Genomic DNA, 25,261 nt, shown 5'->3' with positions numbered 1-25,261 from the left:
GCCGCCAAGCTGTGGAAGATTTCAACAAATATACTTCCCATATCAATTATTCCCCTATTGTAGATTTCGTATTACAGCAGGGAAAAGAGATTTCTTATAAAAAAGGAGAATACTTTGTCCGGCAAGGAGAAATCTGTAAGATAATGGGGTTTGTCGTTTCCGGTTCTTTCCGCTATTGCTGCACCAACAGTTCAGGCGAAAGCAGCATTGTCGGATATACATTCGACCATTCATTTGTCGGAAACTATCCGGCTTTTCAGTTGCAGGACAAATCTAATGTAGATATTCAAGCACTATGTGACTGTTCGGTATATGTGATCAGCCATACCCAACTGGCTGACTTCTACGATATCAATAACGACCACCAAAAACTGGGACGCCGAATAGCGGAAACTCTTTTATGGGAAATCTATGACCGGATGATTTCCATGTACAGTCTGACACCGGAAGAACGCTATCTTGATATTATCAACCGTTGTCCCGACTTACTGAAACTGATTACTTTAAAGGAGCTTGCCTCCTACCTCCTGATTCGTCCGGAAACGTTGAGCCGTATCCGGAGAAAAGTAGTTCAGAAGTAAATTCTTGATTTCAATCAAGATTTTATTCATGCTCCTCTCCTACCTTTGCAGGCAAACATAGTCTGTTGGATTTATGAAGAAAATAATAATTGTAGGTGCAACCTCCGGCATTGGTCGCGGATTGGCAGAACAATATGCCTGCGAAGACTGCCTTATCGGCATCACTGGCCGCCGTGAGAATCTGTTAAAAGAGATTTGCGCACAAGATAAAGATAAACTATTCTATCAGGTATGTGACATCACTCACACAGAAACTACCATTTCATCGCTGGAAACGCTTGTACAAGAAATGGGAGACATGGATATGCTGATTATCAGTGCCGGAACGGGGGAGCTGAATCCGCAACTCTCCTATCAGCTCGAAGAACCGACTTTACGGACCAATGTGGTAGGATTTACCAATATAGCCGATTGGGGATTCCGGTATTTTGAACAACAAAAGGGCGGACATCTGATTACGATCTCCTCCGTAGGCGGAACACGCGGCAGCGGTGTTGCCCCGGCTTATAATGCCTCTAAAGCATATCAAATCAACTACATGGAGGGACTTCGGCAAAAAGCGGCAAAGCTGCCCTTCCCCATTTACACAACAGACATCCGCCCGGGGTTTGTAGATACAGCAATGGCGAAAGGAGAAGGATTGTTTTGGGTTACTCCTGTCGACAAAGCAGTGAAACAAATAAAAAGAGCGATATCAAAAAAGAAAAAGATAGCCTTCATCTCCAGAAGATGGAGATATGTGGCAGGGTTATTCAGACTGATTCCTTCTGCTCTTTATTGCAGAATGTAAATATAGAAGAATATTGCAAAGAGTTTACTTTCGGAAAAAGGTAACAGAGGAGTATATATAAAAATTATATAAAACCATTATGATACGCTCTATCTAAGTACTCCTGAACCTCTATTTTCATACGTAATATTTTAGTCCCTTCCTTCTTTACAGGCTGCCTTAATATAATATTACCTAGCTTTACTGCCGAATCCATATCTTTTTGCTCTATATAAAGCAAGAAAAGTCGATATTTTGGAGTGATGCGATGTGGAATCATCGAAATTGATAACTTATAAAACTTTTCCGCTTCATAAACGTCTCCTTTACTCCTCCATATATCTCCGATTTTATAATAAAGATCACTTGTTGGTGCAACTTTGGACGCAGCTTGTAATAATGACAATTCTTGATCTAAAGAACATTTACCTTTGCATACTTGTGAATAAAGATACATTAATTGTGGATTATAGCAGAACAATGGAAATAATTTATTTAAATCTGAGCAATGATCAAGAGTCTGTTCATTATTAGCCAATACTAAAATTCTCTTATAAGCCTTATTATAGATAGAATAAGACCAGGAAGAAATCCCGACTACCAAAACAACAAAAAGACTAGCTAACACATACACTCTAAAGGATGACAGTATAATACATTTGACTATGGGGCTTTTCAGCATTCCTATTATAGAAGTAAAAACGATACATAATGAAAATATACTTGCAGGATAGGAGAAGAACGAAAAGAAAAGAGAAGCTACTAACAAAGACTTCAAAACACGATCAATAGGACTAACCTCTTTATTGTTAACTAAAACATAAATAATTGACAATACAAGCAACATACCTACTAATCCCTGTTCAGCCATCATGTACAGAAATTCATTATATGGGTAAAAAGTATTATCCGCTAACATCGCATATGTCGAATCCTGATTATTAATAAAAAAATCAGCCTGATAATGCATATAATTAGCCAACCATCCTCCTGATCCAAAACCCAAAAACGGATAATCTTTAATCATGCAAGCTGTATTGTACCATATCAAGAAACGACCATCTGCAGAATCCTTCCTAAGAAAATAGACAGCTGCAACTAAAACAAATATAGTTAACAGAATAAGAATCTTTACCAGAATAGAACCTAGTACAGAACGCCCATCCTTTATGAGATACGGGTAGAATAAAAACAGAGCACCGGTAAATATAGACACTAATGCCGCACGTGATCCTGTTTGAAATATTCCAAACAAGATAAAACAAGCTATAATGAGAAACAGCAGAACCAAATTATATTTTTTATCTTGCAGATATTTACCAATGTAATATAGAGGAATAAGACAAGACACAGCTAGCAAACATCCCAAAGGTCCTGGATTACCAAATGTTCCAGTTACTGTAAAATCAAAATGATTGCTCGTTAACCATAACGCTTTTTGCAACATAGAGAAAGCAACTTCCACAACGCCCCAAAAACAGAGGATGAAAAATAGGAACTTATAATATCTTATAGGAATTATGCGTGATATTACATACACAATACACAATAATGAGAACCTCCACAATGATGAAATATCAATAGGAATATTCCTATTAATAATGAATAAAAGACAAAATAATATCAGAAATAAATCATGTACTCTTACAGGTATGCACATTGTCCTAGATACACTATTATTCATTCTAATAGAATTATAAAAAACTTAATTTATTCTCCCTTCTATATGATTATACAGAAGGGAGAATTGATTCCCTACTATAAATTTAGTTCACTATAATAATTTTTGGCTATCATTCTACCCGTATTTTCATCCTTGAAAAATACCACTACTTGCACTTCGGCTCTTTTCACGTTACTTAAATTCATTTTATTAAAGTAATATGAAACCGATAATTTCCCTTTGGGCTTTAAAGTTTTAACTGGTACTCTTTTGCCCTCTTCCGTATCAAATAAAGGGAACAATATTTCAAATCGCTTTCCATCAATATTTTGTATAATTGTAATACGACTTCCGCTTAATTCATTTAAACTACTTTGATTCATTATTACTACTTCTTTATCTGTATTATTAGTTAAATTAAGAATCAAAAGATTATTCTGCTTTATATGCATCATGCTTATTTTCACATCTTGCCCTTGGCCTATTACAGGAATCCCTAGCAACAGCAAACTAAATACCACATACTTAATCATATTCATAAACTTATTTTTTTAATTGTTCATTGGCTATTCTCAGCATTTCTTCATAATACCATTCCAAATAGGTTCTTTCATTCTCATAGAACTCAGAAACATTTGGAAAGTTCTCTCGTTCATTTCTATGCGTCTCAATTTCATTCTCATAATATTCAGGAGAATTAAAATGGGTAACAGTAATAGACTGTTGATACCACGCCTCTATGGTCGCCGGAGTCATATTAGTACCCTCAAATTCTTGCGCCATTCTGTCTCTTATTATTTGCTCAATCTCAGGAGGTACATTTAAAATGATAGGATCACCTATGACTTGATGTGACTCCAGCGAAGTTGAATAGTGTTTCTTATCAATATGATGTATTTCATGCCAAATTATAGCCATCCTATCAATATCCTGTAACTGAGCTGATTGAAAAAACATTTCACATAGTAATAGAATTCCATTCATTGTTTTAGCAGGAACATGACAGAAAGTTATTTTTTGAATCTGATAATTCTGAACATTGACATTTTTCAACTTTTCTAACTCTAACAAAACTCTGTTTACCATCTGCTTCTCCAGTTCTGTCAAAGGAAGTATATTTTCGTCTGGGTTATTCTCCTGTCCATTATCAACCAAGTCTTCTTCTGGTTGTCCTTGATCCGGCTCAGGGTCTGGATCCACTACTTCTCCAGGACGTGTATCTTCTAGCCATTGATCATTTCCTGCGTCCCAATCAGGGTCTGGGATAATAACAACTTCATCAAGCCACCCATAATCAATATCCCATCCTGCATCCTCTCCACGTGTTGACACCGTATTCATTTTTTGTATAGCTACCATCGAAACAAGACTTCGAGCCAGTTCTATTTTTTCCGAAGATATATCTTTTACAGAATTGTCTAATAAAAACACACCCTTCATCTTCGTGCCATTTTTATAGATATTTATTCGTACAGTAACCTGAGAATAAACACTAGAATATATTGCAACACCTGTAAAGCCACCCTTGCCAGCACAATTTACAAAATTGTCACATATTTTTTTTCCATATTTACTATCATGCGTTTTCGATGGTATTAATGTAAGGATGTATTGAGACAGCTTCTTACTTTTAGTGTCCTTCACTATTACTAATTTCTGATATACATTGACTTTTCCAACTGAAGGTATACCATTATATATGTCTACATAAATTGCCTTAAATCGGCACGTTGGAGTGATAGGAATGCTATAACTCGCAAGTTCATTCATCGAAGCACCGACGGCTATATCCCAGTCAGGGATAAAATCACCAGGAGAAACAGTTTTATTATCTTCAGAGCTTAAAGAACGACTCAATATTAAATTCTCGGCCATCTGCACTTGAAAATAATCTTTAGCTTCTTGTATACTGAACTCCTCCATATTTTCTTGTCCATTCTTTACTAAATCTTCATCAGTACAGTTTACTACAACAAAAACAATCGCCATTATGAATAAAATTGCATAAATGTAAGTTAACCTTCTCATATATTTATTATTTTAGTCCTTTTCTCTTCATTTTTCTCTCAAAATTATACTTCCACCAACCACTCCATTTTGTATAATTAGCAGCACTAAACAAAGAAGTAACCGTTTTACAGAATTCTTCACTCAATTTGGATAATTCAATATATTTATCAGCATCAGATAGTTTCTTCTGATTCAAAATTTTGTATTCCTCTATTGCATATTTACTATATGCTTTCTTAAAATCTGCCAGTTTTTCTTGGCTTAATCCATACTTGGATATCAATGTATAGTCCAACATTGCATTATTCACCTTCTTCCATTTTTCAAAAACCAAGGGAACCGCAACAGCTATTTGCTTCGACATTTCCTTATCATTTTTCATCATTTCGACCTCCTTATCAGCATGTTTTTTACTGCTATTAAGTATATCCACTCGCTTCTGTTTATAAGTTTCTTCAATCTGTGCTATTGCGAAAGCTTCATTATACGACGCTCCATACTTATCCATGTTACCCAATGCTCTATTAACCGTTCTTTTATAAGCAATATACCAGCTACCATTTTCTTCTCCTAGTATTTGCTTTATGTTTTTATTAAGTTCAGTAAGCAAAGCTTCATTGTTCTCATATTTTTTTGATTCATCTGTTGATTCCTTAGACATCCGTTCACGCTTATTCAGCCACACCTTCTCTGTATCAAATAAGGCACGCATTTGCTCATAAGGAATAAACTTGCTTTCACTAAACACATGATAATGTTCTAATTCTTGTGTACAAAAGCTCCACCTTCTATCTTTCCCATCATAAAATGCTTGATTAATAAAAGTCCCATACTTTTTATAAAGCTTTCTTTGATCAGCCTTAAACTGGATAGAACTGATTTTTGTATTTCTCAGTTGCTCCTTCTCTTGTTGTAAAGAATGTAGTATATCCTCATATCTGTCAGCCTTTTTGCTGTCAACATTATAGTTTTTCATCACATATTCCTTACGTTTACTTATGTCAACGTCCGGAATATCAACTTGGGAATAGCCTATACTTCCTATTAAAAGTAAGGATAAAGATAAAAGAGTTCTTCTCATAAAATGAAATTTTTAATAATTAAAATACCACTACCACCATATTTGTTTGCCATTCTCATAAGTAAAAGGACGTTCTTCACGGCCCTTTGTCAAATCACGAAGCCATAATAAAGCCTTTATAGGAACATTATCATACACGACACTATCACCATCAGGTTGTTTCTTTCCCAGACTTATCCATCCGTCTTGCCAGTAGAATAATTCATAAGTATCTGTTGAAACTACAGCATTATCATCATTACGTGGTGCAAATCCAATCTTACTTATTTTCACAGGCTTGCCCAAATCAGCACCAACCCACATATCTACGCCTCCAGCAACCTGATAATATGTAAGAGGATTCCGATCAAATACATTCACCATAGTAGGATCTTCACGTATAGCCTCACATGCAATAGGAAGAAAAGGTAGAGGCTCCCCATTTGAATGATATAAACTAAACTCTGCAATACTAAATGTACCTTTTGGTCTTATATAACGCACATATCGAAAACTCTTTTCCGTTGAAATTTCTATAACTTGCATTTTACTTTTAGGAATATCAGTTATTGTATACAGATTTTCAGCATCAGAAAAATCCGCTTTATTCGCTCCTTCAAAAATACCCATAACCATCAACTTAGCAAAATCTACTATTCGCAGATTTAATGGATATTTTCGTTTTAATACAACCCTCTCACTCTGTGAACTATCTGTGCTTATCGCCACCACACTATGATCTGACACAATGAGTGGAGCACCTACAGGTATTATATCATCATTTGTCCATTGTATAGGTAAATAGACTATGCCATCTCCTAAATCAAGAGCCTCTTTAGTCTTATCCTGCATAGTATTTGTACCAGTTCCTACATAAGAGAAGTTGGTTGATGAAGAAGCTGCTAGTGGTATCCAGCCAGCAGGTGAGAAAACAGACAAATAATAAACACTTGTCTTATCAGTCAAATTTCGGGAAATCTGTACATCACGAGAACCGATCCCATGCAATTCTGTCACATCAGCTATATCATTGTATTTAAATAATTCCGGAAGATCAACAATGGCTTCTTCGCGTAACTGCAATTTATACATTCGACGGTATATTTTAGGCGTTTTCCGTGAAATATAACTGTCATTAGTTATTTTATTAGTATTTTGTAATGGATAAATCTTTCCATCAGGCAAAATTACTGACACAAAAGAATGTCCATTATTGCTACTTCCCCAATATGGTACAAACTCATAGGCCGCTGGAATTCCATTCGCTCTTAAAGCCATAACTAACAAAGTGGAACGATCATTACACTTACCATATCCATTATAAGTTAGAAAAGAATACGATTTAGGAAGATCACCATAGTTATCTGGAGAAAGTTCTAACTTAACTTGCTCATTTATAGATTTGGCAGCCGCTATAATATCAGTATCACTATTTGGTATATATCTTTTCCTACAGTCTTCTTTCCAATAAAACTCTAAAGGCTCATCAGCGATTCTATATGGGAGAATATACTCTATAAATTGATCGAAACTATAATCCTTCAGGAATTTACTTTCTTCTCGCAATGCAAAGGATCTCTCTAATGACCAAACGAGAGAATCCGCCTTTATAACTTTTATATCATAAATAAGATCCTGATCAGTAGTATGTTTACCAAGCATATTACTTACTAAATAACATGCTGCCTCATATTTTTCATTATCACCGGCAGCCTTATAGTATTTAAGAAAATTAGTTAACTCAACCTTATTGGCATCTGAGTTCTCTAATGTTTCCCATGCTTTTCGCTCATATTTATTAGAAGCGCAACTACACATTACAATTATAAATAATAATAGTTTTGTTTGCATATTAAATTTAAGGTTAGTAGTCTTTTTTGAGTGTAGGCTATTATTTTATAAACTTTGTGCAATATACAAATACTAAATCAAAAAATCAACAAAACAATATATATTTTACAACATGCCAAACAATATATTGCATATACTTTTCTATTCTCATAACAAACATAAAAACTACTAGTATTCGAATTTCAACATAAATAATTTCAGCAAATACCCATCCATAAGTCGTATTTCTAATAATTAATCATTTCACACAATCAATCTAACAAATGATACAACCTATATTTGCGTTGATATAAGCTATTAATACGATATCGGTATTATTCAAATATTACCGTCACCCATCACTATATCGAGATAACAGATTTATAATCAACACATAGCATCGTGACAGCAAGGTAATGGCAGTTATTGCCGTCACTTCCAAGTACAACTAGTTTCAATCATCATCGGACGAAACATTATCAAGCTGTAGTTCCAAGACCAGTTCCAACCATTGGAACAAAGTGTTTCATGCCTTGAAACAAAGTGTTCCAAGTAATGAAACAAAGTGTTTCAAACCTTGGAACAAAGTGTTTCAAGCGTTTGAAACTTCTTGAAACACCGATCGTCTAAATTTAATAAACCACATGATTCCGGTTTACCCGGTCGTAACAGTAGTTTCAATCCACCTGTTCTTTCAAAAAGAACCAATAATTTTATCATTTCAAGTAAAAAACAAAAAGGTCAACCGCTTTTAGGCTTAAGACAAAAGAGAGTCAACCAAATATAGAGTTTAGTATAAAATCTGTCAACCAAAAACAGGGATAAGACACTAAAGAGTCAACCTAAGTCAGGTTATGACAAGCCAATAATGTATGAGACATCAACCATTAATACCTGATTTCTCAATTATTAATAACTAATACGTCAATCATTAATAGTTGAGACATCAGACATTAACATATTGAAAATCAAACCATAACATTAAGATAATTATGTATTAACGAACGCATGCAGAGTGAGAGCAAGCAGTTGCTCTCACTCTGCTACCATTGGATCTCTCATCGCTGTAACAGCGATGAATAAAAGGATACAGACGAATAGTGAGAGCATGAGAGCAAAACAGCTGTCCAATTACTATGGAGGAGTTTTGAGTTATCAATGCAATGATCAGACGAGAAACAGATTAAGTGCCAAACTTCTTTTATTTATTTCCGTTTTTCCATACTATTCCGAAAAAAACATATATCTTTGTCATACACTTTCTGCACATCAGCGAGATGTAAAAAGACAGAAAGTGGTTTTATTACTCATATCGGAGTAAGTAACGTATTGTCTCTCGGTTTCGAAACTTAGCAATTTCATTTAGAAGAGAGATGATACAACAGATACTCCACGTGGATAGCTGTATATCAACATATCAGTTAAAGATGTGTTATATATAAACGATTGGCGTGGATGTCTGTTGTTATCATTATCTTTCTAAAGGGTTTGCTAAGACCTCGAAACCGGATAATGGTACAACAGCATCCATGCCTATTTTGTATCCGGTCGGTTCCCCGCATCATCCCCATACCCCACAGCCCTCCGACCGGAAAGCAAAATGCAGGGATGCTTGTTGCACCACACTTGCCAAGAGTTATTTACTCTTTTTTATTAAACACATAAACAAAGAAACACTATGCCGAAATGGATTAGCATAGACAGAGCCATACACAAATACGAAGTCAAGGAAGAAGACCTCTGTTTGTGGGCAGAAACGAAAGCAATCACTGCATCTTTTACAGAGACAACTCTTATCATTGACGAAGAGAGCCTTCAGAAATTCTTGCGCTGGCACGAGACTTTTCGCACGGAAGATTACATTTATACACTGGAACAACTCTGTAACAATCAGGCTGAAATCTGTAAACTTTATCTAGAAGTCATCGAATTGCAAAAACAAGACCTTCAGCATAAGACAAAAACAATCGAACTATTGAAAAAACAACAGGCTGCAATAATCGAACAATACAAGTTGAGTCAGGAGACAATCAAAAAAACGACCGAGATACTCTCCAAAGTAGAAAAAGGGTGGCTGGAGAAGCTATGGTCATTGATCAGCAAGTAGAAACAATAAATCAACGTAAGAAAACAGACTTAAAGCCAAATAAAATCAACAGAGATCAAAAGTTATGATCATCTCAACTGAGAATAAAACAGCTCCAATTGCCCCTGTTTTTTTTCATTTGAAACCCAAAGACATGGAAGAGTATGTGAATAAAAACGCAACATATATTAGTGCATGCGACAGCCTATTAAATAAAAAAGCTCTACCATGACACCTCATTTGCCATCTTCCACATATTAAGAAAAGAAGCCTTAGTGATTTCCACTATCTTATCCCAGTTCAATCGGTCGGCATGATCGGATGGTTGGTGATAATCGGGATGTCCGTCCGTATGATACCAGATAATAGGAATGCCTGCTTTGGCAAAAGTTCCATTATCACTCCCTCCTACCGGATTATCCCAGGCGCGATAGTCCGGTTCTAACTGTAAACTATATTTCTTAATATCCTCTTTCAGCCAGTCGCCAAAAGCGGGATGAGCAGCTGTATAGAAATAGACAACATGTTTCGGTTGTTCCGGTTTATTGTTACGACCTATCATATCAAAGTTCAGGTATCCTTTGATTTGCGAGACAAAAGGACAGGTCTGCACAAAGTACTTAGAACCAAGCAAGCCTTTTTCTTCTCCATCCCAAAAGGCAAAGATTACATTCCGCTCCGGTTGTTGTCCACTGGCAACAAAAGCTCTTGCAATCTGCAGTACCGCTGATACGCCGGAAGCATTGTCATCCGCTCCGTTATAAATCTGATCTCCGTCAAGCGCAGGGTCTATTCCCAAATGATCAAAGTGGGCGCCGACGATCACATACTCCTTCGTATTTTTACCGGGAATCATTCCCAGTACATTTCTCATGGACAGTTTTTGATGAACTTCCTGTTTCAATTTCGCAATAGAGTCCGGATGCACTTCTAAACGCCCTTTCTTCTGACGTTCTTTGCGATAAGCATCAAAAGGCTGGAAATAACTTTCATTCAGAGGTTGTATTCCCATCCATCGCAATAAAGATGCTATATACTCGGAGGAGACATAGGAGCCGTGGAATCCGGCTTCACGTCCCTGTAATTCGTCACTTGCCAAAAAGCCGATAGTCGCTTCGGCGGAAGAACGGCTGATAGTGTTCAAGCCTTTTTCTACAGGAAGTTGGGCACACACGAATGATGTTACGCCACATAACAAAGAAAAAAGTAAAACCTGCTTTTTCATAATATACATGATTTTAAATAGGCAAAAAACAATTCACAATTATCTATTGATCAAATCTTCCGGATTGACGAAAATATTCCATCCTTTATCTTCAACAAGCTTCCGATCACAATTTTCCGATCCCGGGTTACCATTGAAAGTAATGCCATAGCCACTTGGATATTCAGGATAGGGATTCGGAGCAACAGGTAATACACAAAAAATCGCATTCAGTTCTTTCTCATCCAAATAACAAAAACTACAATCCAAATTCTGCAATATTGGATTAACCGAATTTTGCTCCGGTATTTGCAAGTGAACCAATTTTTTATTATCACTGCAATCAACAGATCGTAAGAGTGGAAGTTCTGATAAATCCAGAGAGGTTAAATTATTTGAGCTACAACTCAACTCTTGTAATAAAGGAAAGCTATTTATAAATTCTAAGGACCGGAAAGCACAATCACCTATTGACAGACTTCTCACATTTATCTTTTCACCTGTTTCAATGATTGACAACTGCGGATTAGAACCACATTGTACATCACTCAAGTTAGTTAGCCCCTTGAAGGAAAGAGAAACCAACGCATCATTAAAAATACACTTCAATGATCTCAATGCGGGAAGTTGTCCCAATTTTAGTAATGTTAATTCAGGATTGGAATAAACATCTATTGTTTGAATTTTCACACACTGGCTCAAATCTATACGTTCCAAATCTGCCCAATTTCCAATATTAATGGTTTCCACATTCGGACAAGAAGTACTTAAGTCCAATTCCGGAGTATCCAAGAAGCTATTAAGATTCAGAGTTTTCATCTTTGGTAAATACCCCAAACGAAGATCACTAAAAGGAGTTGCTTCATTTCCGACACTACAAAACTCCAGTTCTTCTGCCCATATTCTCACCCGGTATGTCTTACTATTACCGTATTTATAGTGTATCACAGGGTTGGCATCTGTATTTTCTACTTTTTGCAATCGACCATCTCCCCACTCGACAGCCATCCTTCCACCGCCAACAATTATTTGTAGCGCTTTCCATTCACCAGTAACATCGACCGTAAACTGAATAGTATTCGCATCCGTCAATTCAGGGATTTCAAAATCATCACCGAATACACTCTTATCTTCTCCCTCACAAGAACTGAATCCAAACAGAAGACATATTCCTATTAAGCCCAACAATAACTTACTTTGTTTCATCGTGATGTATCATTTAGAGTCATGATACAAAAATAGAAAAAAAACGCAGAATCTATCTCTAAACAGATATTTTATTGAGCACCCTTTTCTTCTATAGTCCACCCATTTCTTACGGGCATCTCCTGATTACAAGTATACTCGCCCGGATTATCATAGTAAGAAAGATATGATTTAGAATGAGGATAATCACTGGCCGTACCCAGCATTTCAAATAATTGATTCAATGCTTCTTTGTCCAGCCGGTTGGAATGACAATCGACCCTCGTTAATAACCAGTTTTCCGAAATAGACAAACGAGTCAGCTGATTATTGCTGCAATCCAGATACTTTATCCAAAGAGATTCCGGCAATTCCAGCTCTTTCAATTGATTGTTCCGGCAGACAAACTCCAGCAACAAAGGCAGCCTGTCCAGGAAATCCAGATTCTGAAAGTTGCAATGACCTATAAACAAGGTGCTAATCTCCATTTTCTCATCAAATTCCAACCTGCTCAATTCCGGATTGTAGCTACAATCGAGACTGTTCAACTGGGGTAAGTCTTTAAGCGAAAGAGAACTCAATTGATTGCCGGAGCAATTCAGATTTTTAAGTTTACATTTATCAGTCACATCGAGTGATGTCAGTTTCGGGTTTCCGCCAATCAATACCGACTTCAGGCTATCACACTGACTTATATCGACATACTCCAGATCAGCACAATTGCCTATGTTCACATTCTCCACATTGGGACAGGAACGACTCAGGTAAATTTCCCGGGTATTGGCAAAACTGGTAAGAGCCAAATCTCTCATTTTAGGCAAGTTCCCTATACGAAGGTCTTTTACGGGAAGCAGCAAACTTCCCAGATTACAATAATCCAGCTCTTCCGCCCATATTCTCACCCGGTAACTTCTTCTGTTGCCATATTTATATGTAATCAGTCCCGCTTCGGGATCTTCGATCTTCTGCAGTCTTCCGTCTCCCCACTCGATAGCCATTCTGCCGCCACCGCCAAATACTTCCAGTTGCGTCCACTCACCGAGAACATCTACAGTAAATTCAATCGTATTTTCGTCTGTCAACTTTGGTATCTCAAAATCATCCCCAATCACACTTCTATCTTCCGCACAAGAAGAAAGTCCATCAATCAAACATATTATAAATATGCAAATCATCCACTTTCTATGCTTCACCATCTATGTATATTTAAGTTAGTAACGCACAAAAGTAAGAAAAGAAATAGATACCATCCATGATAGAATGCAAATTAATAAGTAACTTTGCAGAAATTTGAATCAGTACAGACTATGTGGATACTTATTATAGGTCTAGTGTTGCTAGGTATCATTGCATTGATAGCCGGCTATATCCGCAACAACAGACTGAAAAAGAAAATAGAAAGAGGCGAACTGGATCACATGCCGGAAGTGAAAGAAGTAGATGCAGAATGCTGCGGACAACACGAAGTGTGCGAAAAGGACAGCCTGCTGGCTGCTGTCAGCAAAAAAATAGAGTACTACGATGACGAAGAACTGGATCTGTTCATCGGAAAAGAGGCGGATGCTTATACGGAAGAAGAAACAAACCAATTCAGGGATGTGTTATATACTATGCAGGATATCGATGTAGCAGGCTGGGTACGCAGTTTACAGCTTCGCGGCATTGAACTGCCGGATGACCTCAAAGATGAAGTTTTTCTGATCATCGGAGAAAGAAGAACCGCAGGACACAAAGAGGCCTGACCGCCTGCACATCATCTGTCATCGGTCGATAGTAGCCGCGTGGAATTTGTTATTTATCATATAACTTGTAATCAATAACTAAAGAAGTGGATTTACTACAATATACATTCTTCCAACATGCTCTGCTAGGCAGCTTACTGGCAAGCATCGCCTGCGGGATTATCGGTACTTACATTGTCACCCGCCGCCTGGTATTTATCAGTGGAGGAATTACTCACGCATCTTTCGGAGGAATAGGGCTGGGACTGTTCGCGGGAATTTCTCCCATATTGTCAGCCGCCGTCTTCTCCGTATTATCCGCATTCGGCGTGGAGTGGCTGAGCCGGCGGAAAGATATGCGCGAAGATTCCGCGATCGCGGTGTTCTGGACATTAGGAATGGCTTTAGGAATCATGTTCAGCTTCCTGTCACCGGGATTTGCTCCGGACTTATCAGCCTATCTTTTCGGTAATATCCTGACCATCAATCAGGCGGACCTGTGGATGCTCGGCATACTGGCATTCATACTGACCGGATTCTTTTATCTGTTTATCCGTCCAATCGTATCTATCGCATTCGACCGTGAGTTTGCCCGTTCTCAAAAGATTCCGGTAGAGGTATTCGAATATGTGCTGATGATGTTTATCGCCCTGACCATCGTTGCTTGTCTGCGCATGGTCGGCATCGTTCTGGCCATTTCACTGCTCACCATTCCGCAAATGACGGCAAACCTCTTCACGTACAGTTTCAAAAAAATCATCTGGCTGTCCATAGGTATCGGTTTTCTGGGATGTCTGGGCGGTCTGTTTATCTCTTATCATTGGAAAGTTCCTTCGGGAGCCTCGATTATATTCTTCTCCATCCTGATTTATGCCGTTTGCAAGATCGGAAAGAGTTGTTGCAAGAAACAGTCATAATAATAGAATAGTATATGGAAATCAAGATTCAATCATTGGAAAGTATCCACGAAGCAGCCCGCGAATTTATCGCTGCTATGGGTGATAACACTGTTTTCGCTTTATACGGCAAAATGGGAGCAGGCAAAACAACATTCGTCAAAGCTCTTTGCGAGGAACTGGGTGTATCAGACGTCATCAGTTCTCCTACTTTCGCTATCGTCAATGAATATCGTTCGGACGAAACCGGAGAATTGATCTATCATTTCGACTTTTACCGCATCAAAAAGTTAAGCGAAGTGTATGACATGGGATACGAAGATTATTTCTACAGCGGTGCCCTCTGCTTCATCGAATGGCCGGAACTGGTGGAAGAATTGCTGCCGGGGGATGCTATAAAGGTTACGATTGAAGAACTGGAAGACGGAAGCAGAGTGATCAGACTATGACCGGACAATACATCGTACAAGCTATTTTTGCGCTAGCGGGAATCACCTCCCTGCTAGCCTCATTATTGAACTGGAACTGGTTCTTCACCACACGCAACGCCCAAACAATTGTCAGGAATGTAGGACGTGGCAGAGCACGGCTTTTCTACGGCATATTGGGAGTCATTATCATAGGGATGGCTGTATTCTTCTTTGTAGAAACCCGAAAGGCAATGGGACAATCCCCTTTTTAAACAAGAAATCACCAGTAATTTGAGACGAAACTCTGCTACAACAATTGCCGCGATTTCATCTCCAGATATTTATTGATTACATCAATCGACAGATTTTCGGGAGTTGTCAACAGCGAATAAATGCCGTTCTGCTTTAATGTAGAAACGATCAGTCGCTTCTCAAAAGCAAACTTTTCTGCAATCACATGCCGGTAATAATCTTCTGTATCTCGGGCCGGACTTTCTATATACGCCTTCAAGTCGGCATCCTCAAAGAAAACAACCAGTAAACGATGCTGACGATTAAGCTGCTGCAAATAAGCTAACTGGCGGTTCATGCTGCTGATGCTGGCAAAGTTGGTATATAGAACCAAAAGGCTACGCTTATTGACATGTTTGTTCAAATGCACGCAAAGAGCCGAGAAATCCGTTTCACCGAAAGTAGTCTGTTGGCTGTACAGCTTTTCAAGCAGCGTCTGCATGTGGACGGGCTGTTTGGAAGCCGGAACAAAAGTATCAAAATGCTCGTCAAAGGTCACTAACCCTGCTTTATCCTCTTTCCGCATCGCTACATACGAAAGTACCAGTGAAGCATTGATAGCATAATCAAGCAAAGTCATTCCCCGAAAAGCCTGCTGCATCACTCTGCCTTTATCTATCACACTGTAAATCTGTTGAGAACGTTCGTCCTGATAAACATTCACCATCAACTCGTGCCGGCGGGCACTCGCTTTCCAGTTAATAGTCCGATAATCATCTCCTTTTACATATTCCTTAATCTGCTCAAATTCCGTTTGATGGCCTACCCGGCGGATACGCTTGATACCCAGTTCGGTCAGATTATCACTCATTGCCAGCAATTCATACCGGTGAAGCATCAGGTAGGAAGGGTATACTTTGATATCCTGTGGCTTCCCACACGTGTACCGACGAGAAAGCAAACCGATCTTACCGGTTACAAATACGCGGATTTGTCCGAAAGAGTAAACGCCGCGACGGGTCGGGCGAAGATGATAACGGATCGTTTTCCCTTCGTCCGGCTGGAGAGTCGTCCGGAAGCTGATATCCCGATTCTGGAAGATAAAAGGTATTTCATCTATGATCTCCAACGAGATCGGACGCGGATAAGTACTTTCGACACGGATACTCACTTCATTATCATCCCCATTGGAGAAACGGTCAGCACATCGACGGGATGCCTGAATCCCTTTGGTCTGATAGAGAGCATATCCATCTGCCAACACAAATAGAAACAAGGCTAAGAGCGCCCACTGCCCGAATCTAAAAAACGGAGCAAACAGATATCCGCTACCCAACAACAGGATAACCAGAATAAGGGCAATATAGAAACGACGGGTTAAGTACAATTTCAGGTTCTGAGTTTTAAGTTACGAATTATAGAGATCCGGTTATTATTTGGGAACCTCTACTTTATCGATCAAACGTTGGGTTACTTTTACCGGAGAATATCCTTCCATTTCCGCTTCTGCCGTCAGAATGAGACGATGCTGAAGTACATACGGAGCAACAAACTTAATATCTTCCGGTGTCACAAAGTCGCGTCCCTGCAAAAGGGCATACGCTTTGGAAGATTGCAGCATCGCCACAGAAGCACGCGGAGAAGCACCAAGATATACGGCTTTGCTGGTACGCGTCTGCTGCACAATCAATGCTATATACTGGAGTAATGTACGGTCTACAAATACCTGATTCATCAAAGCACGCAGTGACAAGAGCTCTTCTTTGGTGATGGCAGGCTTGATATCGTCCAGCTTAATTAATGAAGCGTTCGTATGGTGACGTTCCAGAATATTTACTTCCTCCTCCAGCGAAGGATAATCCATCGTTATTTTCATCAAAAAGCGGTCGAGCTGCGCTTCGGGAAGTTTATAGGTTCCCTCCTGTTCCACCGGATTCTGTGTAGCAAGAATGGTATAAAGCTCTCCCATCTTATGAGTAATACCGTCAATGCTGATCTGACGCTCTTCCATCACCTCGAACAGGGCTGCCTGTGTTTTGGCAGGAGCACGGTTGATCTCGTCCACCAGTACGATATCAGCAAAGATCGGTCCCTGATGAAAGTCAAACTCATTGGTTTTCATATTGAACACAGTGGTACCCAATACGTCACTCGGCATCAAGTCCGGTGTGAACTGGATACGGCTGAAATCCGCATCAATCAGGCGGGCTGTCAGGCGGGCAAGCAATGTCTTTGCCACTCCCGGCACTCCTTCTATCAGCACATGACCATTGGCAAGGATTGCCGTCAGTACCAAATCCACCGTCTGTTCCTGACCCACAATAACGGAAGCAATCTGATCTTTCAATTCCTGTATCTTCCCGGAAAAGAGAGTTAAATCTACTCGCTGTTCTGTATTCTCTTCCATAAATATCTTCTTTAAATATGATTGATTATTTCATTCATTTTGTCAATAAATCCCTTCATTTCCTCACCGGAAAGGACCCGTCCTCCATAAATCACCGGTCTGATTTCGCGGATAAACTTACTGATTTCTTCTACACTCATCCCTGTCTTCTGAGCAATCCGATGGAAAGAGCGCTCATCATCCGCCACTTCTTCCACATCGACCTGAATCTCTCTCCTCAACACTTCTGCAAAATAGGTAAACTTCTTATGAACCAGATTCGCATGGTCATGCTTTTGGTAATAAAGCGTACCTATCAGCTTGGTGAATTCAAGGGATTTGTTTTCCGGTTCATGCACTACGGGTATGGCCCGCTGCCGTCTTCGCGCCGTAAACACCATAAAGAGTAATATGGCAAACATCGACAGGTATATCGCCCAGCGAAGCGGTCTTTGCGACAGAAAATAACGCAAAGGAGATCGCTGCGTCTGAGCAGTTTCTGTCATATATCCTTCGGTACGGACGACAGGCAACTCTCCTATCTGCGATAATATACGGAATATATAAGTCGCATTTTTCTCGTCCAGCACTCCGTAGTTGGTAAAAAGCAAAGGAGTGGAAACCAAAACGACTTCTCCCTTCCCCCACGGACGAACCATAGCTACCAACGGATGATAATTGCGGGAAACTGTCGTAGAGTCCAGTTCATCCAATGCATTCCCCATATCTTTTGCCAAATCAATCTCGGCCAATTTCCGTACCGGCAACGAGTCATATTGACGAAAATAGGATTTGCAGAACTGCGGATAAAAACGGAATATCTGTTGCGGATAGACTTTCGGATCACCGATCCAATATATACTGTCCCGCTTTAACAACGAAGCGGCATATTTCTTCAAATCGACCGATCTGAAATAAGAATAAGTGCAATCAAACTTCAAGGTGTCTTCCAGAAGCTTAGTAAAAGAGCTGCTTACCAGCATGATCTTATTCCCCCGGTCTGCCATTTTGAGCAGAGCATCAATATCGACCTTACTGAAAGGCAGGTTACTGGCTATCAGAAGTATTCCTTTATGATGGGCTGTATCTTCCTGCTCCAACTGATAAAAGGTCTTTCGGGACAGCGTGTATCCCGAAGGCAAGGAAACAGTCAGCAGGCTATCGAACACAGCACATCCGAAAGGCTGCTCATCATAGTGGCTAAAGGTAGGTGTCCATACAAACTTCTTCGGCAAGTGATATTCTATGGCAAACATCACTAGCAGAAAAGCACCTATAAAGATGATAAACCAACGGCTCCCCTTCATGAGTTCCCCCCTTTCCCTATTTCTTCCTGCAAAGACTTCATAGAGTCAAAAAGTTCCCTCGTAGCCTCAAAATTACCGTAACGTACCCGCAGGAAATGATTGGTCAACTGGCGGAATACGGGTATCCGTACTTCATTGATATATTGTGTCGGTGTTTTGTAGGGCTGCCAGTCAATGCGTTTCTCATCACTAAGCCGCTTCAACGTCTGCAAATAAAGTAACCGCACTGCCTCCCGATAATCGGAACGGGACAGCGCATCGGCAATCCCTCCCGGAAAATCGACACCGTAAATCGTATCTTCCTCTATCTCATAAGGGAGCTTATTTTTAGGCGAACGCATGAATAACTCCGGACGCTTCTTATAAAGAAACCATATAATAAGCACCAAAATAACAATGGCCAGACAGATCAATATAAGTCCGGAATATTCTTCGGCAAAACGGCTGCCGAATATCTTTTGTAACAATTCCCCAAACTGCCTGCGAAACCATTCAAAGACATTAATTTCAGGCGTAATCAGTTCACGATTGTAGTCATACGCCGGGTTGGATTGCCATTTGGCAATCTGCACGGTGTCGCAAACCAATGTATCAGCCGGGGATGTCAGCATCTATTCTTAAATATTAGTTTAGAGTTTATCAAAATTATCGATATCACTTTCTACAGTGACGCTATCTACTACCTCCGAAGCGTGTCCGTACTGATAGGCTAATCCGACATAGGTGAAGATCATCGAAACATAAGCACCGAATGCCTGAACAATGCCAAGCAGATAAAGGAGAAAACTATATCCTGCCGATACGGTCGTCTCACTTCCCGCATCACTCATAGAGAAGAAATATTTCACCAGCGTAGCGATATACCACGGCATCATGGTAACGCTCTGCAATACATTGGCTATGATTCCCATAATTAAAGAGATCAGAAAGATGCCTCCCCATGTGGCAAACCCGAGTCGGAATGTTTTTTTGAAAGCCTCCATCACGGTAATGTCCTCAAACAAGTAGATGGGCGCCCATAAGGCAAGCGGCACGGTGAATGCAATAATAACAGGAATGGTCAGAAACAAAGTGAACAGGGATAAAGCAGCGAGAACACCTATCACAACCCCCACGATGAGTACCAGCAGGATACCGAAAAGTGTCAGTATAAGCAATTTCTTTATATTGTGAAACAGCAAAGGTTTCAAACTCCCCAATGTGATTCCCTCCAATCGTTCTTCCCGTTCATTATAAGTCCGGATCATTGCATAGATCAAGGAAGTCAATAAGATAGTCCCTATCATAAAGACAAGCATATATAGACCGTAATAGGACATGAATCCCACTAAGGAACTCGGACTGGCAGCCATGGCAGTAGTATTGGCCACTGCAGATATTTTCAGCGCTCCTCCCATCAGCCCGTTCAAGCTCAATGCCTGAATAAGGCTTACCGGCAAAAGCAGATAAGTAATGAACTTCAACAACAGTTTCCAGTTCTCTTTTATGAAGTCAAAAGAAGCGTTCAACTTTTCACCAAAGGAACGTTTCACGTACATTGCAACCTTAGGTTTCTGTGATTCCATTTTTTTTTCTATTTGGTAAGTAAATATAGTAAAAGATAATAAATGCAAGGGATGTCAGGATGATTCCGAGCCTCAACATATCGGGAAGTTCAGTGTGGCGGGTGATAAAGCCTTCAATAAATCCTGCCATAATAAACACAGGTACCGTACCGATCACAATCTTCAACCCTCTTTTCGCTCCTCTGCGGAACGATTCCAGCCTGGAGTAAGTTCCGGGAAACAGCCAGCCGTTACCTAAAGCAAGTCCGGCGGCACCGGCTACTATAATCGACCATATTTCAAGCGTCCCGTGCAACCAGATAGCAAGAGCAGCCTCCTTGAGCAAACCATGTTCATAAAAGAACGTCTGAAATGCCCCTACCATGATTCCATTTTGAAGGAGAATGAAGCCTGTACCAAAGCTGGTCAATATACCCGATGCAAAACACAGGAAAGATACTCTCACATTATTGATTGTAATGCCCAAAAACATCGGAGCTTCGGGAGAGCCATTGTATACTGCCATCGGTTCACCTCTGGCGATATTATCCAGCGTCATATCCACATACCTGTTTCCTAATATCAGACGTACAAACTCAGAATCGTTGGCAGCAGAAACAGCCCCGATCAGCATGCAGACCGCAAAGATAATAAAGGAAGTTAATAACTCCCGGCGGGCATCGTACATGGTTTGCGGCACTTCCTGCGTCCAAAAGGTGATAATCCGTGTCCACTTCTCGCGTTTGCTCCGATAGATTTCATTATGCAGGGCTGAAGCGAGATTATTTAAATAAATGGTAATGCGGGAAGTCGGGAAATGAGTCTGGGCAAAAGCAAGGTCGGCAGTCAACTCCGTATAGGCGTCGGCCAGTTGGTCAGGGGACAGAGTTGCAGCCTGTTCCACCACCTTCTCGGTCTCTTTCCATTTCTCGATATTCCGACGGATAAACGTTACTTCCTTCATGCTTTTCAGAGATTTCGGATAAGTTTTGTCCGAAACCGAAAGCAAAAGTAAAAGAATTATGATATATTTGCAACTTAAACCTAAAAATGTTTAACCAAGAATGGCAGAATCTACGATTATTACCGGTCAGTTTGTTCGAATCAGCCAAACGCCCGCCAGTATCGGCGAACGATTGCTGGCTTTGGTCATCGATTATTTTCTGATCGTGATTTATCTATATTCTGTAACGACACTCATTGTCAAACTGCACTTATCCTCCGGAGTCGGCACGGTCTTCTTTCTGTGCCTCGTCTATTTGCCTGTACTTTTTTACTCGTTTCTCTGTGAGATGTTCAATCACGGACAAAGTTTCGGGAAACGTCTGATGAATATACGTGTCGTAAAATCAGACGGTTCTACTCCCAGCATCAGTGCTTATCTGTTGCGTTGGCTTCTATTCATTATTGATGGTCCTGCTACAGGAGGATTGGGGCTCTTAGTCGTCCTGCTGACTAAAAACAGTCAGAGACTGGGTGACCTGGCAGCCGGAACGATGGTGATTAAAGAGAAGAATTATCGCAAGATACACGTCAGCCTCGATGAATTTGATTATCTGACTAAAAATTATCACCCAACGTATCCACAATCTGCCGATTTATCACTGGAACAGGTGAATGTGATCACCCGGACATTGGAATCCGGTGAAAAGGATCGGGTAAGGCGCGTCACATTACTCGCCAAAAAGGTACAGGAAATCTTATCTGTTACCCCACGAGAGAATAATCAGGAAAAGTTCCTTCAAACGGTACTTAGGGATTATCAGTATTATGCGTTGGAGGAAATTTAAAATAAGAACTTACACAAGCTGTCGTCTTTCCACATAACGAATGAATTGTCTTATTTCTAGCAGTTTGAGAATATCCCTCTTTAATTTCCAGCTCAAAAAACAGTTAATCTAAAACTAAAGAAACCTTCAACTTCTGCTGATTTCTAAAACACTCCAATAGTAGTGCCTTTCTCCATTTATATTTATTAGTCAACCGTACCAATGTTTCTACAGAATCAATAACTTCTCCATAAATTGAATAAATTACATCATTTTCTTTCAATCCTGCATCCTGTATATTGACTGCATTATTCATTTTTAATATAATACATCCTTTTTCATCAGGCAAACCATAAGCTGACCGATCGCCCAAACCATTGACCAATCGGATTTCGGTCTTTTCCCACAAATAGGTCTGATTGGTATTGGCAGAATCTGAAACAAGCAGCTCGGAAAGTTCGGGCTTTTCAGCCTTCCGTTTCAAACGAGGAGAATACACTCCGAAAACATTCTGGGGAATATTCTCAAAACCAATTTCAAAGGCTTTGGAAGTATTCGATAAAGCAAAATTATAATGTTGATAATCGTCAAAAAGGAGTGTTCCGCTTGTACTATGTGCATCGGTGCCATCTTTTTGCACTTGCTTCAAAGCATTCTCCGAAGAGAAAAAATTATAATCGACCATCTTCCCCCAACTTTTTAACTCAATGGGAAGATAGGCTTGTGTAAACACGTTACGCCGGACAATATCACCGCAATTCTGAAACCATAAATGGGGATGCAGAGTATTGTTGATCAAGATATTATTCTCCACAACACGATTGAAACCTTCACGCAATTTAATTCCTCCATGCAAACAGACATTCCCGTATATATGAAAATTCGAACTGCCATCATCCAAATCGATATCCCAACCGTGGTCACAACGGAACCTGTTATAACGGATATAAGTAGTGAAAAGGGCATCCAGCAAAATCAGTTCAGGATGCTCTGCAACCATAAGACTCATTTTTTCATAGGAAGGATGCCAGAAACGGTCTCTTCCCCACGAATTGAATGCCCCGTGATCACTTGTTTCCAATACAGTGGCAAACGCATCGTTATATTCAATAACATGTCCTCCGAACGAACCGTCTCCGATATTGATAGCAGCTCTCGGAACTCGGTATATGGTATTGTGTCGTACATTGATTCCTCTTGCCACTTGAATCTGAACACCGGCCACCTGTTTCTCTATCAGTCCAATATCATGGATAAGATTGTCTTCCACAAGACATTGGCGAGGATAAAATTCATTTTTCGGACCGGGTACTTTATCCATCAACTCATAAGGAACGGAGTGTTCATATTTAAACACTCCCGAACGTACAGTAGAAGTATCTCCTACGATACATACCGCACTCGCGCCAATCTGATGAATATAGTTCCCTTTGACAACACAGTCGTCGATGTGACGGCTAAGAAAAATGGCATTACCACCCAAACCGGTAAATTCGCAATCCTCAATACGGCAACGCTCCGCATTCTCTATAAAAACGGCTGCTCCCCGATAAATTGCCCAGTCACTACGCAATAACGACTCATAGTCGGCCATGAAAGTACGGGAGGTCTGGCTAAAGCAAATTCCTCTTATCGTCACGTCACTAATCCACTCATTTTCAACCCCTTTAATTTTAATCAAACTTGGAATTTCAGCTATTTCAAACACCGCATCATCTATATTTTCATCCGAATAAGGATAATAGTACAAATATCCGGCTTTTCCATCTAGAAACCATTCTCCGGGTGCATCGAGTTCTTCGTATATATTTTCCACAAACCGATACTTATCATGCATATTTGACGGACGGTTATTCTGATATCCGCCCTCAAAAAGAACACCTTTGTCGTCTTTTCCTGTAATTACATAATGCATATCCCCCCAGTCTCTGGCATGTAACGTATGGATAAAACCACCTTCGGGAGATTTCCATCTCTTGACACGGGCTGGTGCAATCGCATCGGCAGCCGTTCCATTAAAAATGGCACCTTCTTCAAAATTAGGATAACGGGCAAGAATCCTTTTTTCTCCGTCAACAAACAGTTGATCACCCTTACCGGCTTCTGTCTTGCTTTTCCATATTCCGTTTTTCTGTTTCACCCAATTGAGGGAAAGTTTCCTGGCTCCACTTAGAACAACCGATTCATTATTATAAGCTGACAGTGTCAGTCTTTTATTCTTCCACTTATCGGCATCAATAACCAAGGATGTGTCCAAATAATACTTTCCTTCCCGAATATAGACATGAATCTCCTGATCGTCGGAATTCTCTCCTCTTTCGATAGCTTCATGAATATGCAATAAGGGACTGTCCAATGAACCGTCGGCAGAGTCATTTCCACAGGAAGAGATAAAATAAGTTTGTTGTCCTGTCACGGAAGTTACCATAAAAAGTAGTAATGTCAGCAATTTTATCTTCATAAGGCGAGATTATTGGTTAAAACGATATAGAACAAAGGTATTAATAAAAACACAACTTTGTTCCTTTTTATATTAAAATATTGAAATTTCAAATAGTAAAGACAAAAAGAAATAGCCTGAAAGATTCACGTCTTTCAGGCTATTATTC

The 25,261-nt window shown here is 39.8% G+C and carries 23 protein-coding genes; 8 read left to right on the top strand and 15 right to left on the bottom strand.

Annotated features, from left to right (window positions below; genetic code table 11):
* Positions 1–11 precede the first annotated feature (11 nt).
* Positions 12–581, top strand: coding sequence for a Crp/Fnr family transcriptional regulator (locus BLW31_RS15890; RefSeq protein WP_010539414.1), 570 nt, complete (start codon positions 12–14; stop codon positions 579–581).
* Between the two features lie 73 nt (positions 582–654).
* The gene (locus BLW31_RS15885) at positions 655–1,371 is read left to right on the top strand and encodes an SDR family NAD(P)-dependent oxidoreductase (protein WP_010539415.1); all 717 of its coding nucleotides are present in this window, start codon (positions 655–657) and stop codon (positions 1,369–1,371) included.
* A 64-nt stretch (positions 1,372–1,435) separates the two neighbouring features.
* On the opposite strand, the gene BLW31_RS15880 is transcribed toward BLW31_RS15885, so the two are convergent.
* The 5 genes from BLW31_RS15880 to BLW31_RS15860 all read right to left on the bottom strand — a co-directional run bounded on the left by BLW31_RS15880 (position 1,436) and on the right by BLW31_RS15860 (position 7,934).
* Positions 1,436–2,815, bottom strand: coding sequence for an O-antigen ligase family protein (locus BLW31_RS15880; RefSeq protein ID WP_168166740.1), 1,380 nt, complete (start codon positions 2,813–2,815; stop codon positions 1,436–1,438).
* A 293-nt stretch (positions 2,816–3,108) separates the two neighbouring features.
* Positions 3,109–3,552 carry a hypothetical protein gene (locus BLW31_RS15875; protein ID WP_010539417.1) on the bottom strand — a complete coding sequence of 148 codons (444 nt, stop codon included), beginning with the start codon at positions 3,550–3,552 and terminating at the stop codon, positions 3,109–3,111.
* A 4-nt stretch (positions 3,553–3,556) separates the two neighbouring features.
* Positions 3,557–5,041 carry a hypothetical protein gene (locus tag BLW31_RS24875; protein ID WP_010539418.1) on the bottom strand — a complete coding sequence of 495 codons (1,485 nt, stop codon included), beginning with the start codon at positions 5,039–5,041 and terminating at the stop codon, positions 3,557–3,559.
* A 7-nt stretch (positions 5,042–5,048) separates the two neighbouring features.
* Positions 5,049–6,104 carry a hypothetical protein gene (locus tag BLW31_RS15865; RefSeq protein ID WP_010539419.1) on the bottom strand — a complete coding sequence of 352 codons (1,056 nt, stop codon included), beginning with the start codon at positions 6,102–6,104 and terminating at the stop codon, positions 5,049–5,051.
* A gap of 30 nt (positions 6,105–6,134) precedes the next feature.
* Positions 6,135–7,934, bottom strand: a complete 1,800-nt coding sequence (locus tag BLW31_RS15860; RefSeq protein WP_010539420.1) for a transglutaminase domain-containing protein — start codon at positions 7,932–7,934, stop codon at positions 6,135–6,137.
* A gap of 1,657 nt (positions 7,935–9,591) precedes the next feature.
* On the opposite strand from BLW31_RS15860, the gene BLW31_RS15855 reads away from it, so the two are divergent.
* Positions 9,592–10,020, top strand: a complete 429-nt coding sequence (locus BLW31_RS15855; protein ID WP_010539421.1) for a hypothetical protein — start codon at positions 9,592–9,594, stop codon at positions 10,018–10,020.
* Positions 10,021–10,222: 202 nt separating this feature from the next.
* Here the strand turns inward: BLW31_RS15855 and BLW31_RS15850 are convergent, their stop codons facing one another.
* From BLW31_RS15850 to BLW31_RS24485, 3 genes are all read right to left on the bottom strand, one after another.
* On the bottom strand, positions 10,223–11,224 hold the full coding sequence (locus BLW31_RS15850) for a M28 family metallopeptidase (RefSeq protein WP_010539422.1): 1,002 nt from the start codon (positions 11,222–11,224) through the stop codon (positions 10,223–10,225).
* Between the two features lie 39 nt (positions 11,225–11,263).
* On the bottom strand, positions 11,264–12,409 hold the full coding sequence (locus BLW31_RS15845; protein WP_010539423.1) for a leucine-rich repeat domain-containing protein: 1,146 nt from the start codon (positions 12,407–12,409) through the stop codon (positions 11,264–11,266).
* 71 nt (positions 12,410–12,480) lie between these two features.
* Positions 12,481–13,584: a leucine-rich repeat domain-containing protein gene (locus tag BLW31_RS24485; protein WP_177176622.1), complete on the bottom strand. Its 1,104-nt coding sequence runs from the start codon at positions 13,582–13,584 to the stop codon at positions 12,481–12,483.
* A 111-nt stretch (positions 13,585–13,695) separates the two neighbouring features.
* Here BLW31_RS24485 and BLW31_RS15835 point away from each other — a divergent pair, with 111 nt between their 5' ends.
* The 4 genes from BLW31_RS15835 to BLW31_RS15820 all read left to right on the top strand — a co-directional run bounded on the left by BLW31_RS15835 (position 13,696) and on the right by BLW31_RS15820 (position 15,687).
* Positions 13,696–14,130: a YidH family protein gene (locus tag BLW31_RS15835; RefSeq protein ID WP_010539425.1), complete on the top strand. Its 435-nt coding sequence runs from the start codon at positions 13,696–13,698 to the stop codon at positions 14,128–14,130.
* Positions 14,131–14,216: 86 nt separating this feature from the next.
* Positions 14,217–15,026: a metal ABC transporter permease gene (locus BLW31_RS15830; protein ID WP_010539426.1), complete on the top strand. Its 810-nt coding sequence runs from the start codon at positions 14,217–14,219 to the stop codon at positions 15,024–15,026.
* A gap of 14 nt (positions 15,027–15,040) precedes the next feature.
* Positions 15,041–15,454, top strand: coding sequence for a tRNA (adenosine(37)-N6)-threonylcarbamoyltransferase complex ATPase subunit type 1 TsaE (gene tsaE, locus BLW31_RS15825; RefSeq protein WP_010539427.1), 414 nt, complete (start codon positions 15,041–15,043; stop codon positions 15,452–15,454).
* On the top strand, positions 15,451–15,687 hold the full coding sequence (locus BLW31_RS15820; RefSeq protein WP_010539428.1) for an immunity 17 family protein: 237 nt from the start codon (positions 15,451–15,453) through the stop codon (positions 15,685–15,687). Before tsaE ends, BLW31_RS15820 begins: the two co-directional genes overlap by 4 nt.
* A gap of 35 nt (positions 15,688–15,722) precedes the next feature.
* Here BLW31_RS15820 and BLW31_RS15815 read toward each other — a convergent pair whose 3' ends face one another.
* Genes BLW31_RS15815 through BLW31_RS15790 form a run of 6 tightly spaced genes read right to left on the bottom strand, consistent with a single transcriptional unit; the run spans position 15,723 to position 21,847 of the window.
* Positions 15,723–17,033, bottom strand: a complete 1,311-nt coding sequence (locus tag BLW31_RS15815; RefSeq protein ID WP_010539429.1) for a DUF58 domain-containing protein — start codon at positions 17,031–17,033, stop codon at positions 15,723–15,725.
* A 45-nt stretch (positions 17,034–17,078) separates the two neighbouring features.
* Positions 17,079–18,053 carry an AAA family ATPase gene (locus tag BLW31_RS15810; RefSeq protein ID WP_010539430.1) on the bottom strand — a complete coding sequence of 325 codons (975 nt, stop codon included), beginning with the start codon at positions 18,051–18,053 and terminating at the stop codon, positions 17,079–17,081.
* Between the two features lie 11 nt (positions 18,054–18,064).
* Positions 18,065–19,339, bottom strand: a complete 1,275-nt coding sequence (locus BLW31_RS15805; protein ID WP_010539431.1) for a DUF4350 domain-containing protein — start codon at positions 19,337–19,339, stop codon at positions 18,065–18,067.
* Positions 19,336–19,950, bottom strand: a complete 615-nt coding sequence (locus BLW31_RS15800; protein ID WP_010539432.1) for a DUF4129 domain-containing protein — start codon at positions 19,948–19,950, stop codon at positions 19,336–19,338. The genes BLW31_RS15805 and BLW31_RS15800 overlap by 4 nt, the downstream gene beginning before the upstream one ends.
* Before the next feature lie 18 nt (positions 19,951–19,968).
* Complete coding sequence (locus tag BLW31_RS15795; protein ID WP_010539433.1) at positions 19,969–20,904, bottom strand: hypothetical protein; 936 nt, start codon at positions 20,902–20,904, stop codon at positions 19,969–19,971.
* Positions 20,885–21,847: a stage II sporulation protein M gene (locus tag BLW31_RS15790; protein ID WP_029425716.1), complete on the bottom strand. Its 963-nt coding sequence runs from the start codon at positions 21,845–21,847 to the stop codon at positions 20,885–20,887. The genes BLW31_RS15795 and BLW31_RS15790 overlap by 20 nt, the downstream gene beginning before the upstream one ends.
* A 100-nt stretch (positions 21,848–21,947) precedes the next feature.
* Here BLW31_RS15790 and BLW31_RS15785 point away from each other — a divergent pair, with 100 nt between their 5' ends.
* Positions 21,948–22,673, top strand: a complete 726-nt coding sequence (locus BLW31_RS15785; protein WP_010539435.1) for an RDD family protein — start codon at positions 21,948–21,950, stop codon at positions 22,671–22,673.
* Positions 22,674–22,776: 103 nt separating this feature from the next.
* Here BLW31_RS15785 and BLW31_RS15780 read toward each other — a convergent pair whose 3' ends face one another.
* Positions 22,777–25,113 (bottom strand): right-handed parallel beta-helix repeat-containing protein, encoded by a 2,337-nt coding sequence (locus BLW31_RS15780; RefSeq protein WP_022301558.1) that lies wholly within the window; start codon positions 25,111–25,113, stop codon positions 22,777–22,779.
* Between the last annotated feature and the right edge of the window lie 148 nt (positions 25,114–25,261).

The sequence above is a fragment of the Bacteroides faecis MAJ27 genome, from assembly GCF_900106755.1.
GTDB classification, from domain to species: domain Bacteria; phylum Bacteroidota; class Bacteroidia; order Bacteroidales; family Bacteroidaceae; genus Bacteroides; species Bacteroides faecis.
This window is presented reverse-complemented; position numbering and strand designations above follow the sequence as displayed.